The organism is Streptomyces sp. NBC_00273 (assembly GCF_036178145.1).
Taxonomy (GTDB): Bacteria; Actinomycetota; Actinomycetes; order Streptomycetales; family Streptomycetaceae; genus Streptomyces.
The window spans coordinates 8,574,992-8,592,088 of the sequence record NZ_CP108067.1 but is presented as its reverse complement, the minus strand read 5'-3'; the positions used below and the strand labels follow the sequence as shown (position 1 = coordinate 8,592,088).

Genomic DNA, 17,097 nt, shown 5'->3' with positions numbered 1-17,097 from the left:
CCCTCACATACAGACCGGCCCCGGACCCGAAATTCATCGGTGGGTCCGGGGCCGGTCCGCATTCAGCCGGTAATTCGCCCGTTCGGCTTACTTGGCGGGCTCCGCGCCCATCGCGAGCATGCGCTCGACGACGCACTCGGTGGCGTTTCCGTTGTCCAGGTCGCAGAACTCGGCGCGGAACGCCGCCCGCGCTTCGGCGTACTCCGCCCCGACCGCGTCCGCGTTGCGCACGGCCTCGATCAGGCTCGCCGAGTCCGCGAGCAGCGGTCCCGGGGCCTTCGCCTCCAGGTCGAAGTTGAAGCCGCGCAGCGTGCCGCGGTAGTGCTCCAGGTCGTACGTGAAGAGCAGGATCGGCCGGTCGGTGTGCGCGAAGTCGAACATCGCGGAGGAGTAGTCCGAGATCAGCACGTCGGCGACCAGCAGCAGGTCGGTCGCGTCGGGCCAGCGGGACACGTCGACGACGAACCCGTCGCGGACGCCGTCGCGGACCTGCTCCGTCACGTGGTGGTGGCTACGGATCAGCAGGACGTGGTCCTCGCCCAGCTCACGGCGGGCCTGGTCCAGGTCGATCCGCAGATCGAGCTTGTAGCCGCCCGAGAAGCCCTCGTTGTTCTCGCGCCACGTGGGCATGTAGAGGACGACCTTCTTGCCCTCGGGCAGGCCGAGCCGGCGGCGGACCTCGGCGATCCGCTGCGCGTCGGGCCGCACCAGGGCGTCCGCACGCGGGGCGCCCGCCTCGATGACCTCGCCGTCGTAGCCGAGGGCGCGCTTGAGGAGGGGCGTGGCGTAGGAGCTCGGGGAGGCCAGCAGGGTCCACTGGGCGCTGTCGTGCTCCAGCCCCTCCAGGATCTCCGGGCTCGTGTAGTAGTCGTGCACGAAGTCGTGACCGATCTCCTTGATCGGCGTACCGTGCCACGTCTGCACGACGACCTGGCCGGCGCGGCGCTCGAAGCGCCCCGGCACGGTGTCGTTGGTCACGAAGTAACGGGCGCGGGCCAGCACCTCCCACGACTCCACGCTCTTGTACTGGACGGCGCGGGCGGTCTCCGGGACCTCGGTCTGGCCGTCGCGGACCAGCCAGACGTGCTCCAGCTTCTCGCCGCGGCGCACCAGTTCCTCGTGGATGGCGCGCGGCGAATCGCCGCAGCCCTGCCCGTGGTGGGTGTCGTAGACGACGATGTCCTTGACCGGCAGGGCGCGCTGCGCCGGGTAGGTCTCGAACCGGGCGACGCGCTGCGCGTAGTTGGAGCGGTCGTGCGGGCTGATCAGCGGGTCGGCGACCAGCACCATGCGGTCGTGGAAGCGGGTCTCGACCCGCATCCGGCGGCCCTGCACGGTGACCGGGTGCGGCCCGGCGAAGAGCAGGCCGGGGCCCATCTGTACGGGGGCGCCGCGGTCGACACCGAGGAGTCCGGCGGTGGTTCCGCCCTGGGCGACCGGGCGCATCGTCGGCCACCAGCGGCCCTCGGGGAGCGTGGTCAGGCCGGCGTACGCCTCGGGGAGCACGGGCCGGAAGACGGCCTCGAAGGCGTCCCCGTCGCGGGTGACGGGGTAGCTGAACTCCACGCCGTTCGCGTTGTGCAGGACCAACTCGTACGGCTCGTCGGTCGGCGCGACGAAGCGGCCCCGCAGGGTGAGGGTGCCGTCTTCGGCGGCGACCCCGTCGACCAGCGGCGGCGAGGGCTGTACGGACAGGGTCAGGTGTCCGGTGTTCCCGCGCTTGGCGAAGAGGGAGCGTCCGCCGTCCTCACCGGGCAGGGGCAGGACCAGGCCGTCGAATCCACCGCGCTCGTCGTGCACCATGCGGTGCTCGGTGCCGTCGGCGCCGACGACGGAGAGGCTCCAGGGCTCGGGGGCCCATTCGCCGGGCTCGCACGCGGCGTCCGGTACGGCGGCCAGGTCGGCCAGCGGTACGCGGGCGGTGAACGAGGCCCGCTCGGCGCCGGACGCCGCGCTCTCCAGGGGGAAGGAGAGGACCGTGCCCGTGGTGACGTGGACGGCCTGCAGCGTGGTGGATCCGACCGCCTCGGCGGAGAGTTCGCCGGTGATCTCGACGGCGTCGTCACCCGCGGCGCGGACGTCCAGGGCGCGGGCGCGAACGACCTCCACCTGGATGGTGAGGGCGCCGGAGACCGTCGGGACGATCCGGACGTCGGGGGCCACCCAGTGCGGGGGCGGGTTCTGGCCGGTGTCGTTCTCCCCGCCGCGCAGGCGGGCGCGGTGCAGCCCGCCGGCACCGGTGACGGCGATGGACGTGGTCCATATGCCCTGGTTCCACTTGCCGCCCGACTGGAAGATCGAGGGGTCGACGACGGCCGTGAAGCCGGCCCAGTCGGCGTGCCGCAGGGCGAGGTGCGGGGCCTTCACCGTGGCCATCGGGGAGGCGACGGTACGGGTGCTCACGACGGAGCGCTTGCGCTTGTTGCCCTCGCGGAAGACCAGCATCTTGCGGGAACCGAGGCGGCTCTCCGCACCGAGGTGGCCGGGCAGGGCGTAGCCGCGCAGCAGCAGCTTGCCGTCGGCCCAGGCGGCCTGCTCCAGGCGGCTGACGACGCGGCGCTCGCGCGGACCGAGGGTGAGGATCTTCGCCGGAACCGGCGGACGGCCCTGCAGGAAGGGGTAGTCCGCCTGCGGGCGGGCGAGGCCCTTGACCGGCACGCTGTAGCTGTAGTCGCGCTGGTGGTGCTGGAGCGCGATGAAGTCGTCGACGCGGCCTTCGCCGGCCAGGTACGCCTTGAGCCGGTCGGCAACGGTCAGGTCGGACCAGGGGCCGGTGCCGATCTCGCGGACGAGACCGCCGACCTCCTTGACGAACGCGGCGCGGAACTCGGGGCCGCCCTCGCCGACGTACTTGTAGATGAGCGGGAGCTCCTCGCTCAGCACGTTGTGGTCGTAGTCGCGCAGGTAACGGGCGTACTTGGCGCCCTGCTTGGCCTTGAGGGACTCGCGGACCAGGCGTACGGACTTCACGCGGTCGATGAGGGAGATCGGGTCGGTGGAGCGCTGGGTGATCGAGCGCTCGCCGGTCTCGCGGACGCGCCAGTGGTAGACGCAGTCGCTGATGATGTCGACGCTGGAGGCGAAGTAGTGCGCGGGGATGCTGACCGGGGCGTCCTCGTAGAGGATGCCCTCCGGGTACTGGAAGCCGTGCCGGTCCCAGAAGCTGCGCCGGTAGACCTTGTTCCACGCGGTGCGGTCGGTGACCAGCGCCGGGAACTTCGAGATGTGGGTCTTCAGCTGGGTGCGGGCGAAGGCGGCCCGGTGTCCCCAGGACTGCTGCATGCCGACGGAGCGGAAGCGCTTGACGTTTCCGCCCGCGAAGTCCGAACCCGTCTCGTCGAGCGCCTCGATGAGCCGCTGATAGGCGTAGTCGGGCATCGTGTCGTCACTGTCGACGAAGGCCAGGTACTCACTGTCCTTGTCGGCGTGACGGGCGCCCACGTTGCGGGCCGCACCGAGGCCTGCGTTGTCCTGCATCACGACGCGGAAGCGCTTGTCCTTGGCGGCGAACGCCTTGGCTATGACGGCGCTCGTGTCCGTGGACCCGTCGTCCACGAGAATGACTTCGAAGTCTTCGAAGGTCTGGGATGCAATGGATTCCAGGCACTCGTCGAGGTAGAGCTCGACGTTGTAGACGGGGACGACGATGCTCAGGCGCGGCGGCATGGGTGGCGGTTTCTCCAGCGTTTTATGCTTTGTCGATGATCAGCTGCTCACAGCATCCTACTCTGTAACAGAGTCATAAACTCCACCCATATGGGGCATACGAAGCCAACCGCCAGGGCGGACGGCAAAGAATTCAGCCGTCCGCCACTTCGGCGATGCGGTTGGAGGCGGCCTGACCCTGCCCGGTGGGGCCGGTCAGACCTCCAGGTCCGCTTCGATCTTCTTCAGTTGATGCCGGGCCATCGCGAGGTTGGCCCGTCCCTTGTCGAGGGCCAGGTAGAGGAAGAAGCCCGTGGAACCGCGGGCCTTCATCAGCCGGATCAGGTGGTACTGACTGCCGAGGGTGATGAGGATGTCCTCGATCTCGTCCTTGAGGCCGAGCATCTCCATCGTGCGGACCTTGGCGCGCACCACGTCCGTGTTGCCCGCCGCTGCGACCGCGAGGTCGAGGTCCTTGCCGCCCCCGATCGTACCGAGGGCCATGCCACTGCCGTAGTCGACGAGCGCGGCACCGATGGCACCTTCGATCGTGGTGGTGGCTTCCTTGAGTGCGGTCTCCACATTGACCATGAGAGGGTCCTCTTTCTCGTTTCTCTGTGACTGGGACGTGAGGGAGGTGTGACTGGCTGTGACTGGATGTAGCCGTGGCGGCACGCGCCGGACATGTCAGGCCCTGCCGCCGGCCGGAACGCGCATCACCCGGGCGGGGCTCCGGGACCCCGTCGCCCGAGGGTGTGGTCGATCAGTTCTGCTATCCGGAGACTCGAGCGCCGGGCTTCCAGATGGAGGCGTCCGACGTTGACCCGCGGCTCGGCGGTCAGGGTGAGGACCGCCGCCAGGCCCGCCGCGTAGGTGGCGACGTACCCGTCCTCACCGCGCACGAGCAGTTCGCGGAAGGCACCCTGGCCCGTGCAGTCGCTGAGGCGCTGGGCCACCCCGAGGGCGGCAGCGGTCAGCGCCGCGACGGACTCGGCCTCGGCGGCGGCGCTGTCCTGGGCGAGCACGAAACCGTCGGCGCTCGCGGCGAGGGCACCGGTGAGCTGGGGTACCCGGGCCCGCAGCCTGCGGAGCTCGGCGAGTATCTCGGCCTCCGCCTCGGGGGGCACCGTACTCATGTCGGCCTTTCTCCTTTCGGGCTGCCTACGCTCGGAGCGGTCGGCGCGCAGGGCCGGTCGCAGCGGGAGCCTCACAGACTTGCCTCCAGTGCGTCGCGTAACCGGCGGAGCAGCGCCACGTCCGGGGATTGGGCCTCGGTCATCCAGTCGGGCAGGGGCGCCACGGCCGGTGGCGGGGCCGGGGTGTGCGGGGTCTCGACCAGTCCGGCCGCCGCGAGGCGCCGTACGTCGAGCAGGGTGTGGAAGGCGGGCCGGCCCAGGACCCACGCGAGGTCGGCCGGGGTGCGCAGGCCGTCGGCCTGGCCCAGCAGGGTGCGCTGCCGGGAGGTGATCGTCTGGCCCGGCGCGGCGGCCCGGGGTACGACCGGGGAGGTGTCCAGCAGGGGGTACGGCCAGACGGCGTCGAGCAGGTCCCGGCGGCGCCGGGTCTCCCGTTCGACGGCGGCGGCGGGAACGGAACGGACGGAGCCGATCCAGTGGGTGGCCCCGCGGCGGAAGCGGGAGGGCCCGCTGCCCGGGGAGAGTGCGAAGAAGGCGGCGTCGAATATGGCGGCGAGGTGGCATATCTCCAGCTCTCCGCCGGCGAGCCCGCCGCTGTCCACGAGGAAGCGGGCGACCTCGCCCCGGGCACCGGCCCGGTCCACGGCTTCGCGCCAGCGCTCGGGAGCGAGGCCGCCGCCGGTGGTGAGCAGTACGTCGAGACCGGGGGTGGCCGGGCTCTCCGCGTGGACTATTCGTCCGTCTTCCAGGAAGAGGGTGCCGCGGTCGCGGAGCAGGGCGCCGGTGGCGCGCTCCGCGGCGAGCCGGGTGAGAAGGGGGGAGACTGCGGCGAAGGCGTTCGCGGCCGTGGCGGTGGCCGGGGTGGTCATCTGAGAACCAGCCCCTCCGCCAGGGCACGGAGCCTGTGGCGCGCGAGGGCGAGGTTGCCGTCGACGCGGTCGAGCCACAGGTGGAGGAATACGCTGCTGTCGAAGCTCGTCTCGACGAAGCGCAGTACGTGGTATCCAGTGCGGGTGGTGACGATCAGATCCTCGACAGGCGGGCCGGCCGGTAAGCCGGCGGACGAACCGGCGGAGGGAACGGCTCCGCCACCGTGTGCCGGGTCGGTTTCCGCCGGGGCGAAGGACTCGTACTCGGCTGCCGCCCGAGCCAGTTCGGCGGTCTCGGCGGCGGTGGTCTCGTGGTCACCCACGGGCGACTCTCCCGCGGTGCCGAGGGCCAGTCCGCTGCTCCAGTCGACCAGCGCGGCCCCACGCGCACCAGGCAGGGCCATGGCTTCGAGCAGGCATTCGTCGATCCCGGGCACGCGGGCTCCCCTCCCGGCCGGACGTGCTGAGTGCACGGTCGTACGGCGCGACAGGAGGGAACTTACTCAAGTTCCACTGTACGAAAGGGCGTTCTGGCATTTTCCGTTGGAACATGCCAGGAAGGGTGCGAGAGCTTGGCCGGAACGCGTCGATATTTGATCACGAAGCGAGCGGAAGATCGTCCGCGAGGCGGAACGACCCTCCCTCGCGCTGCACGTAGCCCTCGTGGGTGAGGGTGCGCAGCAGGTGGTAAACGGTGGGCAGGGGGATGCCGGTGAGCCGGGCGAGCCTCTTGGCCGTCACCCCTCCTTCCGCGGACATCGCTTCCAGGAGGCGCAGTGCGCGCTGCACGGAGCCGATCAGGGTGGGTGTGCTGTCCTTCTGACTGTGGTCGGTGCCCATGACTAGTCCCCCTGCTCCGGTACGAGGCCTGGCAAACCCATCAAAGTGGCTCACCGGGAGCAAAACCAGCGGACTCGCGTAAACCTGAGCATAAGATCACCGCATCCCGGCCCCGGCGCGGACCGCTAGGGGGTCGTCTTGCCCTAGTGGGTGCAGGTCACGTACGCCGGGAGCGGGGCGTCCGCGATCAGGTGGCGCGGCAGGGACAGCCCGAAGCGGCGTTCCACGACGGCGAGGGTGTGCCGGTCACGGTCCGCGTCCGCCTCGTCGACCGGACGGGCGCACGCGCCCTCCGGGGTGAGGATCCCGGCCGCGATCAGCTCCGGGAGCAGGAAGTCCGGCCGGTGGCCGCCGCGCCAGCATTCCTCGCCGAGGGCGAAGCAGCACACCAGCTCGCCGTCCCGGGCGTACGCGAACTGCTTGGGCGGGTGGTCGCGCTGCGGGTCGAGGTGGACGGCCTCCACGCCGCCCCGGGAGACCTCGGCCAGCCGTTCCGCTCCGGCCGGCTGACCGTGTTCGACGGCGAAGGCCCAGCCGCCCCACCTGCCGACCCGGGCCACGCCGTCGCCGTCCACGGTCTCGGTGACCATGCTCCAGGCGTCGAGCGCGCCCAGCGGCCCGGGGTGCAGGCCCGGCAGCGCCCCGAGCCGCGCGGCGAGTTCGTCGGGGGCTATTCCCCGGGCGAAGGTCAGACCGGCGAACCACTGGTCCCAGCCGGCCAGCCATCGGATCCCGTCCGTCACGCCCTCTGCTGTGTCCGCCATGTCCGCACTCCCCACGGTTTGCCCACCCCGCTGGTGCTTGTTCACCGGCACGATAGTCAGTCCGCGGGCTTCTCCGGGAGGAGGCGCTCGACCATCGTCCGAATGAGCCCGTGCGCCGGGTGCGCCTCCAGCATGGCGGGGGCGGTCAGGTCGTCCACGATGAGACCGAGCATCGCCAGGTACATCAGGACCACGCCCTGCCGGTCCCCGGGCAGGCCCGCGTCCAGGTGCCACCTGATGTTGGCCTCCAGCTCCAGGCCCTGGAAGGACGCGAGCTCCGCCTGGAGTTCGGGGCGCCGGGTGCCCTCGAGCCGCAGCTCCAGCATGGCGATGTGCACACTGCGTTCGCGCCGCATCCGGTCGAGGAGCCGGGTGAGCAGGACCTCGGTGTCCAGCGGGCCCGCGAGGTCCGCCGGGTCCGGGACCAGCCGCTCCCGGGTGCGGTGCAGGATCTGTACGAGTAGCTGGGAGCGGTTGGCGAAGTAGTTCGAGGCGGTGCCCGTGGGCACGCCCGCCTCTGCGTCAACCGCGCGCAGGGTCAGACCGCGCGAGCCCTCGCGCGCCAGGACTTCGATGGCGGCGTCGAGCAGTGCGGCGCGGCGCTGCGGGTTCTGGCGCATGGGCGGGTCCCTGGGTGTGGAGCGGGCGCGTCTGGTGATCACTGCAGGTGCAGTGATTCGCACACGGTAGCGGACGTCCCCGGTCCGGCCCCTCCCCACCACCCCCTCCCCCGTGTCAGGCTGCGCGTCATGGAGCGGATCATCGAGGAGATACGCGAGGACCTGTCCCGCCGGATCGCCGTGGCGGCGGACCGGCTCACCGACCGGACGCTGGCCGAGGACCCCGCCTACGCCGCCCTGCTGGGCCGGGCCGAACTGCGCGAGCGCATCCACGACGCCCTCCGCCAGGCCGTCGAGGGGTTGCTCCGCAGCTCCCGGGGCCTGCCGGTGGAGCTCGCCGACGCCCGGGCCGTCGGCGAGCTCCGCGCCGAACAGGGGCTGCCGCTCACCTCCCTGCTGCGCACCTACCGCCGCGGCGGTCGGCTGCTCTGGCAGAGCCTCACGGAGGCCGTGACCGCGCACGACCGGGCGGCGCTGCCCCGGCTGCTACCCGGCGCGACCGCATTGTGGGACGTACTGGACCAGATGACGGACGCCGTGACGGAGTCGTACCGCCGGGCGGAGGCCGCGCACGGCGACCGGGACCGGGAGCACCGGGCGGCCCTGCTCGACGTGCTGCTCGACGGCGGGGTCGGGCCGTCGGCCGCAGCCGGGGAAGTCTCCGCCGCGGAAGTCTCGGCCGCGGAAGCGGCCGCCGCACGGTTGGGGCTGCCGGAGCGGGGCCGTTTCACGGTGGTCGTGCTGGCCGCCGACGCGTCCGGCGCACCGGTCGTACCGGCCGGGACGGGTGCCCCGACCGGGGGCACCGGAGCCGCCTCCGCGCCGCGCGTGCTGTGGCGCATCCGCGCCGACGGGGAGATCGGCCTGGTGGAGCTGGGCCACCATCCGCTGGAGTCCGTACGGGAACTGCTCGCGCCCCTCGGGGTGCGCGCCGGGGTCGGTCCGGTCGTCGCCGCGCCGGCCGACGTGGCCCGGGCGCACCGGCTGGCCGCCCTCGCGCTGCGCACCGCTCCCGGGTCCGAGGGCCCGCGCACCGCGCTGCTGGACGAACGGCTGCCGGCGGCGCTGGTCGCGGCGGAGGCCGAGCTCGCCGGCCGGCTGCGCCAGGTGGTGCTCGGTCCGGTGCTCGCGCTGCCCGCGCAGGACCGGCGGACGCTCTTGACCACCCTGGGCACCTGGCTGGCCTGCCAGGGCTCGACCACGGACGCCGCACAGCGGTTGTACTGCCACCGCAACACCGTCTCCAACCGGCTGCGGCGCCTGGAGCAGCTCACCGGCCGCTCCCTGTCCGACCCCCGACAGGTGGTGGAGCTGGCGCTGGCGCACGCGGCGGTGCTGCAGCGCGTCGAGACGGAACCCGCTACCCGTCCCGCCGCGCCGGATCCGCGGACCTCGCGGACTCCAGGAGGTACGGCACGTCGATCACCGCGACGCCGGGTGTGAACAGCAGTCGTGCCTTCAGCCGCAGGGCGTTCTGGTTGTGCAGGGGCTGCTCCCACCAGCGGCCCACCACGTACTCGGGGATGACCACCGACAGCATGTCCGTCCGGGAGCCGGCGGCCAGTTCCTCGACGTGGGCCAGGATCGGGCCCACCACCTCCCGGTACGGCGAGTGCAGGATCTTCAGCGGCAGTCCGGTGTCGTGCGCGCTCCACGCCTCGCGCAGCCGGGTCGCCTCCTGCTCGTCCGCCGCGACCGTGACCGCCGTCAGGGTGTCCGGGCGCAGGCCCTGCGCGTAGCCGATGGCCTTGAGCGTCGGGGCCTGCACGGCGGCGACCAGGACCAGGACGTGGTGGCGGGCGGGCTTGCGGGGGGTGGCGTCGGGGGCGACGGCGACCTGTCGGGCGACCTGGTCGTAGTGGCGTCGGACGACCTTCATGCCGAGGAAGAGCAGCGGCATGGCGATGACGACCAGCCAGGCGCCGTGGGTGAACTTGGTGAGCAGGACGATGACGAGGACCAGGCCCGTCAAGCTCGCGCCGACGGCGTTGATGGCGCGCCTGCGGTGGATGTGGATCCGCTCCTCGCGCGGGGTGGCGGGCGAGGCGAGCACCTTGCGCCAGTGCCGGACCATGCCCGACTGGGAGAGGGTGAAGGAGACGAAGACGCCGATGATGTAGAGCTGGATCAGGCGGGTCAGTTCGGCGTCGAAGGCCACGATGAGGGCGATGGCGGCGAGTGCGAGGAGCACGACACCGTTGGAGTAGACGAGCCGGTCGCCTCGGTTGAAGAGCTGGCGGGGCGCGTACCGGTCCTTGGCCAGGATCGAGGCGAGCATCGGGAAGCCGTTGAAGGCGGTGTTCGCGGCGAGGATCAGGACGCCCGCGGTGACGGCCTGGAGCAGGTAGAAGAGGAAGTTCCAGCTGCCGAAGGTGGCGCGGCCGATCTGGGCGAGGGCGGTGGAGGTCGCGGTGCCCGGGGGCAGGCCCAGTTCGGTGGGGTCGGCCGCGACGTGCACCTGGTACGACATGGCCAGGGCGGTGATGCCGACGAACATCGTCACGGAGAGCACGCCCATCGCGGCGAGCGTGGTCGCCGCGTTGTCCGCCTTGGGCTTGCGGAAGGCGGGGACGCCGTTGCTGATGGCCTCGACGCCCGTGAGGGCGGTGCATCCAGAGGCGAAGGCGCGCATCGTGAGGAACACCAGGGCGAGTCCGGTGTAGGTGTCGACCGGGGTGATGGGGAGGGCGGCGGACTCGGCGCGGATGGTCTCGCCGGTCCCGAGCCGTACGGCGGCGACGGCGAACATGAGGTAGATGACGAGGACGAAGCCGTAGGTGGGGATGGCGAAGACGCGGCCCGACTCCCGTACGCCGCGCAGGTTCATGAGGGTCAGCAGCACCACGAAGGCGACGGACAGGACCACTTCGTGGTCGCTGAGCGAGGGAACGGCCGAGGTGATCGCGGAGACGCCGGAGACGACGGAGACCGCGACGGTCATCACGTAGTCGACGAGCAGGGCGCTGGCGGCGGTGAGCGCGGCGGTCTGCCCGAGGTTCTCCGAGCTGACGACGTAGGCGCCGCCCCCGCCCGGGTAGGCGTGGCAGGTCTGCCGGTACGAGGCGACGACGACGACGAGCAGGAAGACGATGGCGGCGGCCGCGTACCAGGTGAGGTGCAGCAGTGCGACGCCGCCGAGGGCGAGGATGAGCAGGATCTCCTCGGTGGCGTAGGCCACGGAGGAGAGCGGGTCGCTGCAGAAGATCGGCAGGGCGAGTCTTTTGGGCAGCAGGGTCTCGCCCAGGCGGGCGGTGTCGAGGGGCTCGCCGACCAGCACGCGTTTCACATTGATACGCCTCATTCAGGCATGATCGTGCATTTGATTCACCCTTCATCCCTTTTGGGGCTTGTGTCACCCTGGCCCTCGATCCGGGACTTGACCCTCACGTGGCGTCAGGCCGCACAGTCGACTCATGGAAGATCACTGGACCGTGGGGCGCGTGGCCGAGTTGGCCGGCGTGAGCGTCCGCACGCTGCACCACTACGACGAGATCGGGCTCGTGCGACCTTCGGCGCGGACCCCGTCCGGGTACCGGGCCTATGCGGCGGACGACGTGGAGCGGCTCCGCGAGGTGCTGGCCTATCGGCGGCTGGGCTTCGGGCTGCGGGAGGTTGCCGAACTGGTCGGCGACCCGTCCACCGACGCGGTCGCGCACCTGCGCCGACTGCGCGGCCTGCTGCTGGAGCGGCGCGATCGCGCCGATGCCATGGTGACGGCCATCGACAAGGAACTCGAAGCACGGGCGAAGGGACTGAAGGTGACACCCGAGAAGCAACTGGAAATGCTCGGTGCACGACTGTACGAGGCGATCGGCGGCGCGTACACCGCGACGCGAACTACGGAGCCGCGGATCGCCGCCCAGATCCGGGAGGCGCTCGGGGAGGCCCGGACGGTGCTGAACGTGGGGGCCGGCACCGGCTCGTACGAGCCGGCTGATCGCCAGGTGACCGCGGTGGAGCCGTCGGCGGTCATGCGGAGGCAGCGGCCCGCCGGCTCGGCGCCGTGCGTGGCCGCCGCCGCGGAGAGCCTGCCGTTCGAGGACCGGTCCTTCGACGTCGCGATGGCCGTCTCCACCGTTCACCACTGGGGGGACCCGATGGCGGGACTGCGCGAGATGCGGCGCGTGGCCCGCCGCGTGGTGGTGCTCACGTTCGACACCGACGAGCCCGGATGGCAGGACCGGTTCTGGCTCACCCGCGACTACCTGCCCGAGTTCGCCGGCGTCCTCGCCGGTTTCCCCTCGCTCGCCGGGATGGCCGATGCGATCGGCGGCCGCGCCGAGTCGGTTCCGGTCCCGTGGGACTGCGCCGACGGCCTGTTCGAGGCGTACTGGCGCCGGCCGGAGGCGTATCTCGAGGATCACGTGCGCCGTGCGATGTCGGTGTGGACCAGGGTCGGGCCGGAGGCGGAGCAGCGGGCGGTGCGAAGCCTCGGCGACGACCTCGACTCCGGTCGGTGGGCCGAGCGCAACGGCCACCTCGCCGACCTCGACTCGGCAGACCTCGGCCTGCGCCTGCTCATCGCATGACCGGCACTCCTCACATCTTGCGCGCCGCGCTGCGGATGGCCTCCCGGATGCGGAAGTAGGTGCCGCAGCGACAGATGTTGGCGATGGCGTCGATGTCCTCGTCCGTGGGCTCGCTGGTGCGCTTCAACAGGGCGACGGCGGCCATGATCTGGCCGGGCTGGCAGAAGCCGCACTGGGCGACGTCCTGTTCGAGCCAGGCCTCCTGCACGGGGTGCAGGTCGTCCCCGTTCGCCAGACCCTCGATGGTGGTCACCGTCCGGCCGGCGCACGCGGAGACGGGCACCACGCAGGGGCGGATGTCGGCGCCGTCCAGGTGGCTGGTGCAGGCCTTGCAGACGTCCACCCCGCAGCCGTACTTGGGGCCGCGGACGCCCAGCATGTCGCGGAGCACCCACAGCAGGGGCAGGTCGTCGGGCGCGTCCACGGTGACGCTGCGCCCGTTGACGGTGAAGGTGTGCGAGGGCACGGGGGTACTCCTGGCTCGGGCTAGCGGGGGTAGGGGGTGAAGTCGACGTCGAAGTCGAGGGGGAAGCTGCGCGGCTTGGAACCGGTGGCCCTGGCCCAGGCGTTGGCGATCGCACCGACGGCGGCGGGCACGCCGAGCTCGCCCGCGCCACCCGGCTCCTCGCCGGTGGCCGGCAGCACGAAGACCCGTACGTCGCGGGGGGTGTCGCGCTGCTTGGCCCAGTGGAACTGGCTGTAGCTGCCCTCCAGCGGAAGCCCCTTGTCGAGGTGCAGCCCGGCGCGCAGGGTGGTGGAGATCGCGTCGGTGAGGCCGCCGATCATCTGGGCCTCCAGTCCGCGCGGATTGACCGGCAGGCCCACGTCCACGGCGATGACGGCCTTGGTGACGCGGACGTGGTCGGGGTCCCGGGTGTCGATCTCGACGAGGCACGCGGTGCGGGACTTGTACTCCTCGTGGAAGGCGATGCCCTGCGCGCAACCGGCCTCCATCGGCCGTCCCCAGTTCCCCTCCGCGGCCACCTTGTCGAGTACGGCGCGCTGGGCGTCGGTCTTCAGGAAGGTGCGCCGGAACCGGTACGGGTCCCGGCCCGTCCGGGCGGCGAGTTCGTCGACCACGATCTCCTCGGCTCCGCGCGTGTTGGCGGAGTAGACCGAGCGCCAGGAGGCGGTGGGGATCCCGGTGGGCACCTCGGTGAGGGCCTGGGTGGTGAGTCCGAAGTGGTACGGGGACTTCACCGTGGTCAGGAAGAGGGTCTGGGCGAGGGTGGCGTTGCCGATGCCGAGCGGCAGGCTGGCCGCGGTGGCGGTGATGATCTCGCCCAGGCCGTGCCGGAAGTCGGTCTCGGCAGCGGCGACGCGGTGCTCGAAGCTGAGGACCTCGCCCAGCAGGTGGGTGGCGCGGATCTTGTGGTGGGTCGCGGGGCGCATCCGGCCGTGCCGGGTGTCGTCCACGCGGGTCCACATGAGCCGGACCGGGCGGCGGCAGGCCTTGGAGATGCGGGCGGCTTCCAGGGCCGCGTCGAAGAAGAGTCGCCGGCCGAAGGAGCCGCCGGCTTGGACCACGTGCACGGTGACCTTGGACAACGGCAGGCCGAGCTCGGCGGCGATGGTCTCGCGGGCCACGATCGGGGACTTGAGGCCGGACCAGATCTCGGCCCGGTCCTCGCGCACGTCGGCGATGGCGGAGTTGGTCTCCATCGGGGCGTGGCTGACGAAGGCGAAGTCGAACTCGGCGTCGACGTACGGGGTCAGCAGGGGCGGGACCAGCAACGGCGGGGTGGCGGCGCGCAGTTTGGCGCGGATCTGGTCGTCGGACAGCTGGTCGGCGGGTCCGGGCCCCCAGGTGACCTGGAGGGCCGTCTTGGCGTCGATGGCCTGCCCGAAGGTCTCGGCGACGACGGCGACCCCGGTCGGGACGGTCACCACGTGCAGGACGCCGGGCATGGCCCGGACGGCTGCGAGGTTGGTGACGGTACGGACCGTGCCGCCGAGGGTGGGCGGGCGGCGCACGACGCAGGGCTTGGCGCCGGGCACGTCGAGGTCGAGGGTGTACTGCAGGGCGCCGGTGACCATGGCGCGGGCGTCGACGCGGCCGGTCGGCTTGCCCACGAGGGTGTGCCCGGCCCGCTTCTTGGGGGTGGCGCCCAGGACGATCAGTGTCGGGTCGGCGGCGGCCGCGGCGAGGTCGCCGTAGTCGGCGGTGCGGCCGTCGGGGGCGCGGACGGTGCCGCCGGAGGTGGTCAGTGCGGCCGGGGACAGGTTCCAGCGGTGGGCGGCGGCCGCGACGAGACGGGCCCGGGCGGTAGCGGCGCACTGGCGGACCGGCCCGTAGAGGGAGCGGATGGAGTTGGAGGACCCGGTGAGCTGGTTGAAGAGCAGCTCGGGCCGGGCGTCGTCCAGTTCCACGCGTACGTCGGCCAGTGGCGCGTCGAGCTCCTCCGCGACCAGCATGGCCACGGCGGTGGTGAGGCCCTGGCCGACCTCCTCGCGCGGCAGCCGGAAGCGGATGGTGCCGTCCGCCTCGACGGCGAGCGCCAACAGGGCCGAGGTGGGCGCCCCGGCCAGGATGAACAGGTCGCCCAGGTCGATCAGGTCGGCGATGGCCGGGAGGGAGGGCACCACGGCGTGGGCGGGCTGCGGGGCCAGCGCGTCGGCGCCGGCCCGGGTGACCAGGGCCAGGGTCGGCGCGGCCACGAGGTAGGTGAGGAAGGAACGGCGGCTCTGCCCCGCGGCGTGGTCCTGCCCGGTCATGTCGTTGTGTGTCCCCACGCTGCGCGGGCCCGCCCGCGCAGACCTCCCCCGGCTTATTACCGGCACGTAGGGTAGCGACCCGACAGCGTGATGGGAAGTCCCGATCACGCCGCGTCATTTGCGGCGACATCACTCCTTCGGGGGTATCTCGGCGGCCCGCCTTGATCCGTTCCTTACGCGATTCCCCCGTCGGGCGGGTTCGTACATCTCGGCCGTACGATCGATCGACGGTCACCGGATGGCCTGATTCCGGCCGCTGTTCGCACGGCTTCACGACCCCGACCGGCTGGTCACCGCGTACCGCCCCGAAGTTCGCCTGACCGGATCCTTTCGCACGCCACGAGCGGGGCGGCAGGCCTGCGGCATATACCAGAAGCAAGAACGTAGCGGATGTTGCCAAACGTCTTACACGCCGTCGCGCCCTGTGCAACAGTCGTTACCGGTCCTTCCTTCAGACTTGGCCGTGCCGCGCCTGTATCGGAGTTCTCATGCCGTCCCACCTGTTCGCGGACCGTCCCGCGCAGCCGCCCGAGCCCGGGTCGGTGGACGCGCTGATCTCGCAGACCCGGCGGCTGCGCGGGGAAGTGGACGCGGTCCGCCGCGACACCGTCGTCGACGACGACGACGCTCAAGGCCGCTGGCAGCGCGCGCTGTGCGATCTCGCCGTCCACCACCTCGACGACCTCCGCGAGCACCTCGGCCAGCTCAAGGAGGGTCTGCCCGCGGCCCCCGACATCGTCGAGGTCGAGCAGCCGCAGGCGGCGCCCGAGACCGGGCCCGAGGCCCAGATCCGGGTCGGCAGCGCCGAGTGGAACCTGCTGACCGACGAGGTCAGTTGGTCCGACGAGCTGTTCCAGATCTTCGGCCGTTCGCCCGAGTCCGGCGCGCTCCCCCTCGACGAACTGGGCTCGACCCTCTTCTCCGAGGATCAGCCGCTGCTCACCGCGTGGGTCACCGCCTGCCTCGTGGACGGCAGACCGATCGACGGCGAGTTCCGCATCGTCCGGGCCGACGGCCGGGTCCGGACCTTACACATGAGGGCCGAGCCGGTACTCGACTCCGACGGCTGTACGGCCTCGATGTGGGCCGTCCTGCGGGACGTGAGTGAACTGCGCCGGAGCCAGCGCGCGGTACGCGAGTCGCGCGACTCGCTCCAGCGTCAGCGGGAGATCGCGCAGACCGAACGCCGGCTGGCGGTCGAGCTGCAGGAAGCCGTGCTCCCCCCGTGGCGCGGCTCCCTGCGGTTCCCGTACGGCAGCGCCGGCACGCTGGACGTGGCCGCGCACTACCTGCCCTCCGCGACCAGCGCACTGATCGGCGGCGACTGGTACGACGCGCTCGAACTCCCCGACGGGTGCTCGATGTTGACGGTCGGCGACCTGACCGGCCACGGGGTGACCGCCACCTCCGGGATGGCGATGATGCTCGGCGCCCTGCGTGGCATGGCCATGGCGGGCATCGAGCCCGGCCCGCTGATGGGCTGGCTCAACCAGCTCCTGGAGACCTCCGTGCAGCCGGCGCTCGGCTCGGCCGTTTGCTGCCGCTACGATCCCGCGCGCCGGGTCCTCTCCTGGGCGCAGGCGGGCCACCCCGCACCCCTGCTGTTCCGCCACGGGTCGGGACGCTCCCTGCTTCCGCCGGAGGGCGTCCTGCTGGGCGCGACCTCCGGAGCCTCGTACGGCCAGGCCGAGGAACACCTCGAAGTGGGCGACCTGCTGGTCCTGCACACGGACGGACTCACGCCGCGCAGCATCGAGTTCAGCCGGGCGGACGGGACCGAGCGGCTGCTGGCGCTCGCGCCACGGTTCTCGGCGGCGCGGTCGGCGCAGGAGTGCGTGCGGATCGTGATCGAGGAGTTCGGCGAGAGCGAGCGCGAGGACGACGCCTGCGTGCTGGTCGCCCGGGTCGGCGGGTAACGGGCTTCGAACCGCAGGGCCGTCAGGCTTCAGCCGTAGGGGCTTCAGGGCCGCGCCACAGGG

14 protein-coding genes are annotated in these 17,097 nt (G+C 71.8%); 3 read left to right on the top strand and 11 right to left on the bottom strand.

All coding sequences use genetic code 11. The features are described 5' to 3' along the window. Window positions 1-87: 87 nt before the first annotated feature. From OG386_RS38390 to OG386_RS38355, 8 genes are all read right to left on the bottom strand, one after another. Window positions 88-3,666, bottom strand: coding sequence for a bifunctional glycosyltransferase/CDP-glycerol:glycerophosphate glycerophosphotransferase (locus OG386_RS38390; protein ID WP_328791950.1), 3,579 nt, complete (start codon window positions 3,664-3,666; stop codon window positions 88-90). 195 nt (window positions 3,667-3,861) lie between these two features. After that, complete coding sequence (locus OG386_RS38385; RefSeq protein ID WP_150255694.1) at window positions 3,862-4,236, bottom strand: hypothetical protein; 375 nt, start codon at window positions 4,234-4,236, stop codon at window positions 3,862-3,864. Window positions 4,237-4,361: 125 nt separating this feature from the next. Continuing rightward, window positions 4,362-4,781: a roadblock/LC7 domain-containing protein gene (locus OG386_RS38380; RefSeq protein WP_109781909.1), complete on the bottom strand. Its 420-nt coding sequence runs from the start codon at window positions 4,779-4,781 to the stop codon at window positions 4,362-4,364. A gap of 71 nt (window positions 4,782-4,852) precedes the next feature. Beyond that, the gene (locus OG386_RS38375; protein WP_328791949.1) at window positions 4,853-5,650 is read right to left on the bottom strand and encodes a transcriptional regulator; all 798 of its coding nucleotides are present in this window, start codon (window positions 5,648-5,650) and stop codon (window positions 4,853-4,855) included. Further along, window positions 5,647-6,087, bottom strand: coding sequence for a hypothetical protein (locus OG386_RS38370; RefSeq protein WP_189742668.1), 441 nt, complete (start codon window positions 6,085-6,087; stop codon window positions 5,647-5,649). Before OG386_RS38370 ends, OG386_RS38375 begins: the two co-directional genes overlap by 4 nt. 160 nt (window positions 6,088-6,247) lie before the next feature. Further along, entirely contained in the window at window positions 6,248-6,490 is a 243-nt protein-coding gene (locus OG386_RS38365) for a helix-turn-helix domain-containing protein (RefSeq protein ID WP_189742670.1), read from the bottom strand. A 143-nt stretch (window positions 6,491-6,633) separates the two neighbouring features. Beyond that, the gene (locus tag OG386_RS38360) at window positions 6,634-7,254 is read right to left on the bottom strand and encodes a DUF6461 domain-containing protein (RefSeq protein WP_328791948.1); all 621 of its coding nucleotides are present in this window, start codon (window positions 7,252-7,254) and stop codon (window positions 6,634-6,636) included. A 56-nt stretch (window positions 7,255-7,310) separates the two neighbouring features. Then, on the bottom strand, window positions 7,311-7,874 hold the full coding sequence (locus tag OG386_RS38355; protein ID WP_327387162.1) for a TetR/AcrR family transcriptional regulator: 564 nt from the start codon (window positions 7,872-7,874) through the stop codon (window positions 7,311-7,313). Between the two features lie 129 nt (window positions 7,875-8,003). Between OG386_RS38355 and OG386_RS38350 the strand changes: the two genes are divergently transcribed. Then, window positions 8,004-9,317 (top strand): helix-turn-helix domain-containing protein, encoded by a 1,314-nt coding sequence (locus OG386_RS38350; protein WP_328791947.1) that lies wholly within the window; start codon window positions 8,004-8,006, stop codon window positions 9,315-9,317. Here the strand turns inward: OG386_RS38350 and OG386_RS38345 are convergent. Beyond that, complete coding sequence (locus OG386_RS38345; protein WP_328791946.1) at window positions 9,235-11,175, bottom strand: APC family permease; 1,941 nt, start codon at window positions 11,173-11,175, stop codon at window positions 9,235-9,237. The two genes, OG386_RS38350 and OG386_RS38345, sit on opposite strands and share 83 nt — an antisense overlap. 112 nt (window positions 11,176-11,287) lie before the next feature. Here OG386_RS38345 and OG386_RS38340 point away from each other — a divergent pair, with 112 nt between their 5' ends. Further along, window positions 11,288-12,403 (top strand): MerR family transcriptional regulator, encoded by a 1,116-nt coding sequence (locus tag OG386_RS38340; RefSeq protein ID WP_443053263.1) that lies wholly within the window; start codon window positions 11,288-11,290, stop codon window positions 12,401-12,403. A 10-nt stretch (window positions 12,404-12,413) separates the two neighbouring features. On the opposite strand, the gene OG386_RS38335 is transcribed toward OG386_RS38340, so the two are convergent. Both OG386_RS38335 and OG386_RS38330 read right to left on the bottom strand, forming a co-directional pair. Beyond that, window positions 12,414-12,869 carry a (2Fe-2S)-binding protein gene (locus tag OG386_RS38335; RefSeq protein WP_327733902.1) on the bottom strand — a complete coding sequence of 152 codons (456 nt, stop codon included), beginning with the start codon at window positions 12,867-12,869 and terminating at the stop codon, window positions 12,414-12,416. A gap of 20 nt (window positions 12,870-12,889) precedes the next feature. After that, a complete protein-coding gene (locus tag OG386_RS38330) occupies window positions 12,890-15,118 on the bottom strand; it encodes a xanthine dehydrogenase family protein molybdopterin-binding subunit (RefSeq protein ID WP_328791945.1) in 2,229 nt (742 codons plus the stop codon). A 488-nt stretch (window positions 15,119-15,606) separates the two neighbouring features. On the opposite strand from OG386_RS38330, the gene OG386_RS38325 reads away from it, so the two are divergent. Next, window positions 15,607-17,034: a PP2C family protein-serine/threonine phosphatase gene (locus OG386_RS38325; protein WP_328791944.1), complete on the top strand. Its 1,428-nt coding sequence runs from the start codon at window positions 15,607-15,609 to the stop codon at window positions 17,032-17,034. The last annotated feature ends 63 nt before the right edge of the window (window positions 17,035-17,097 follow it).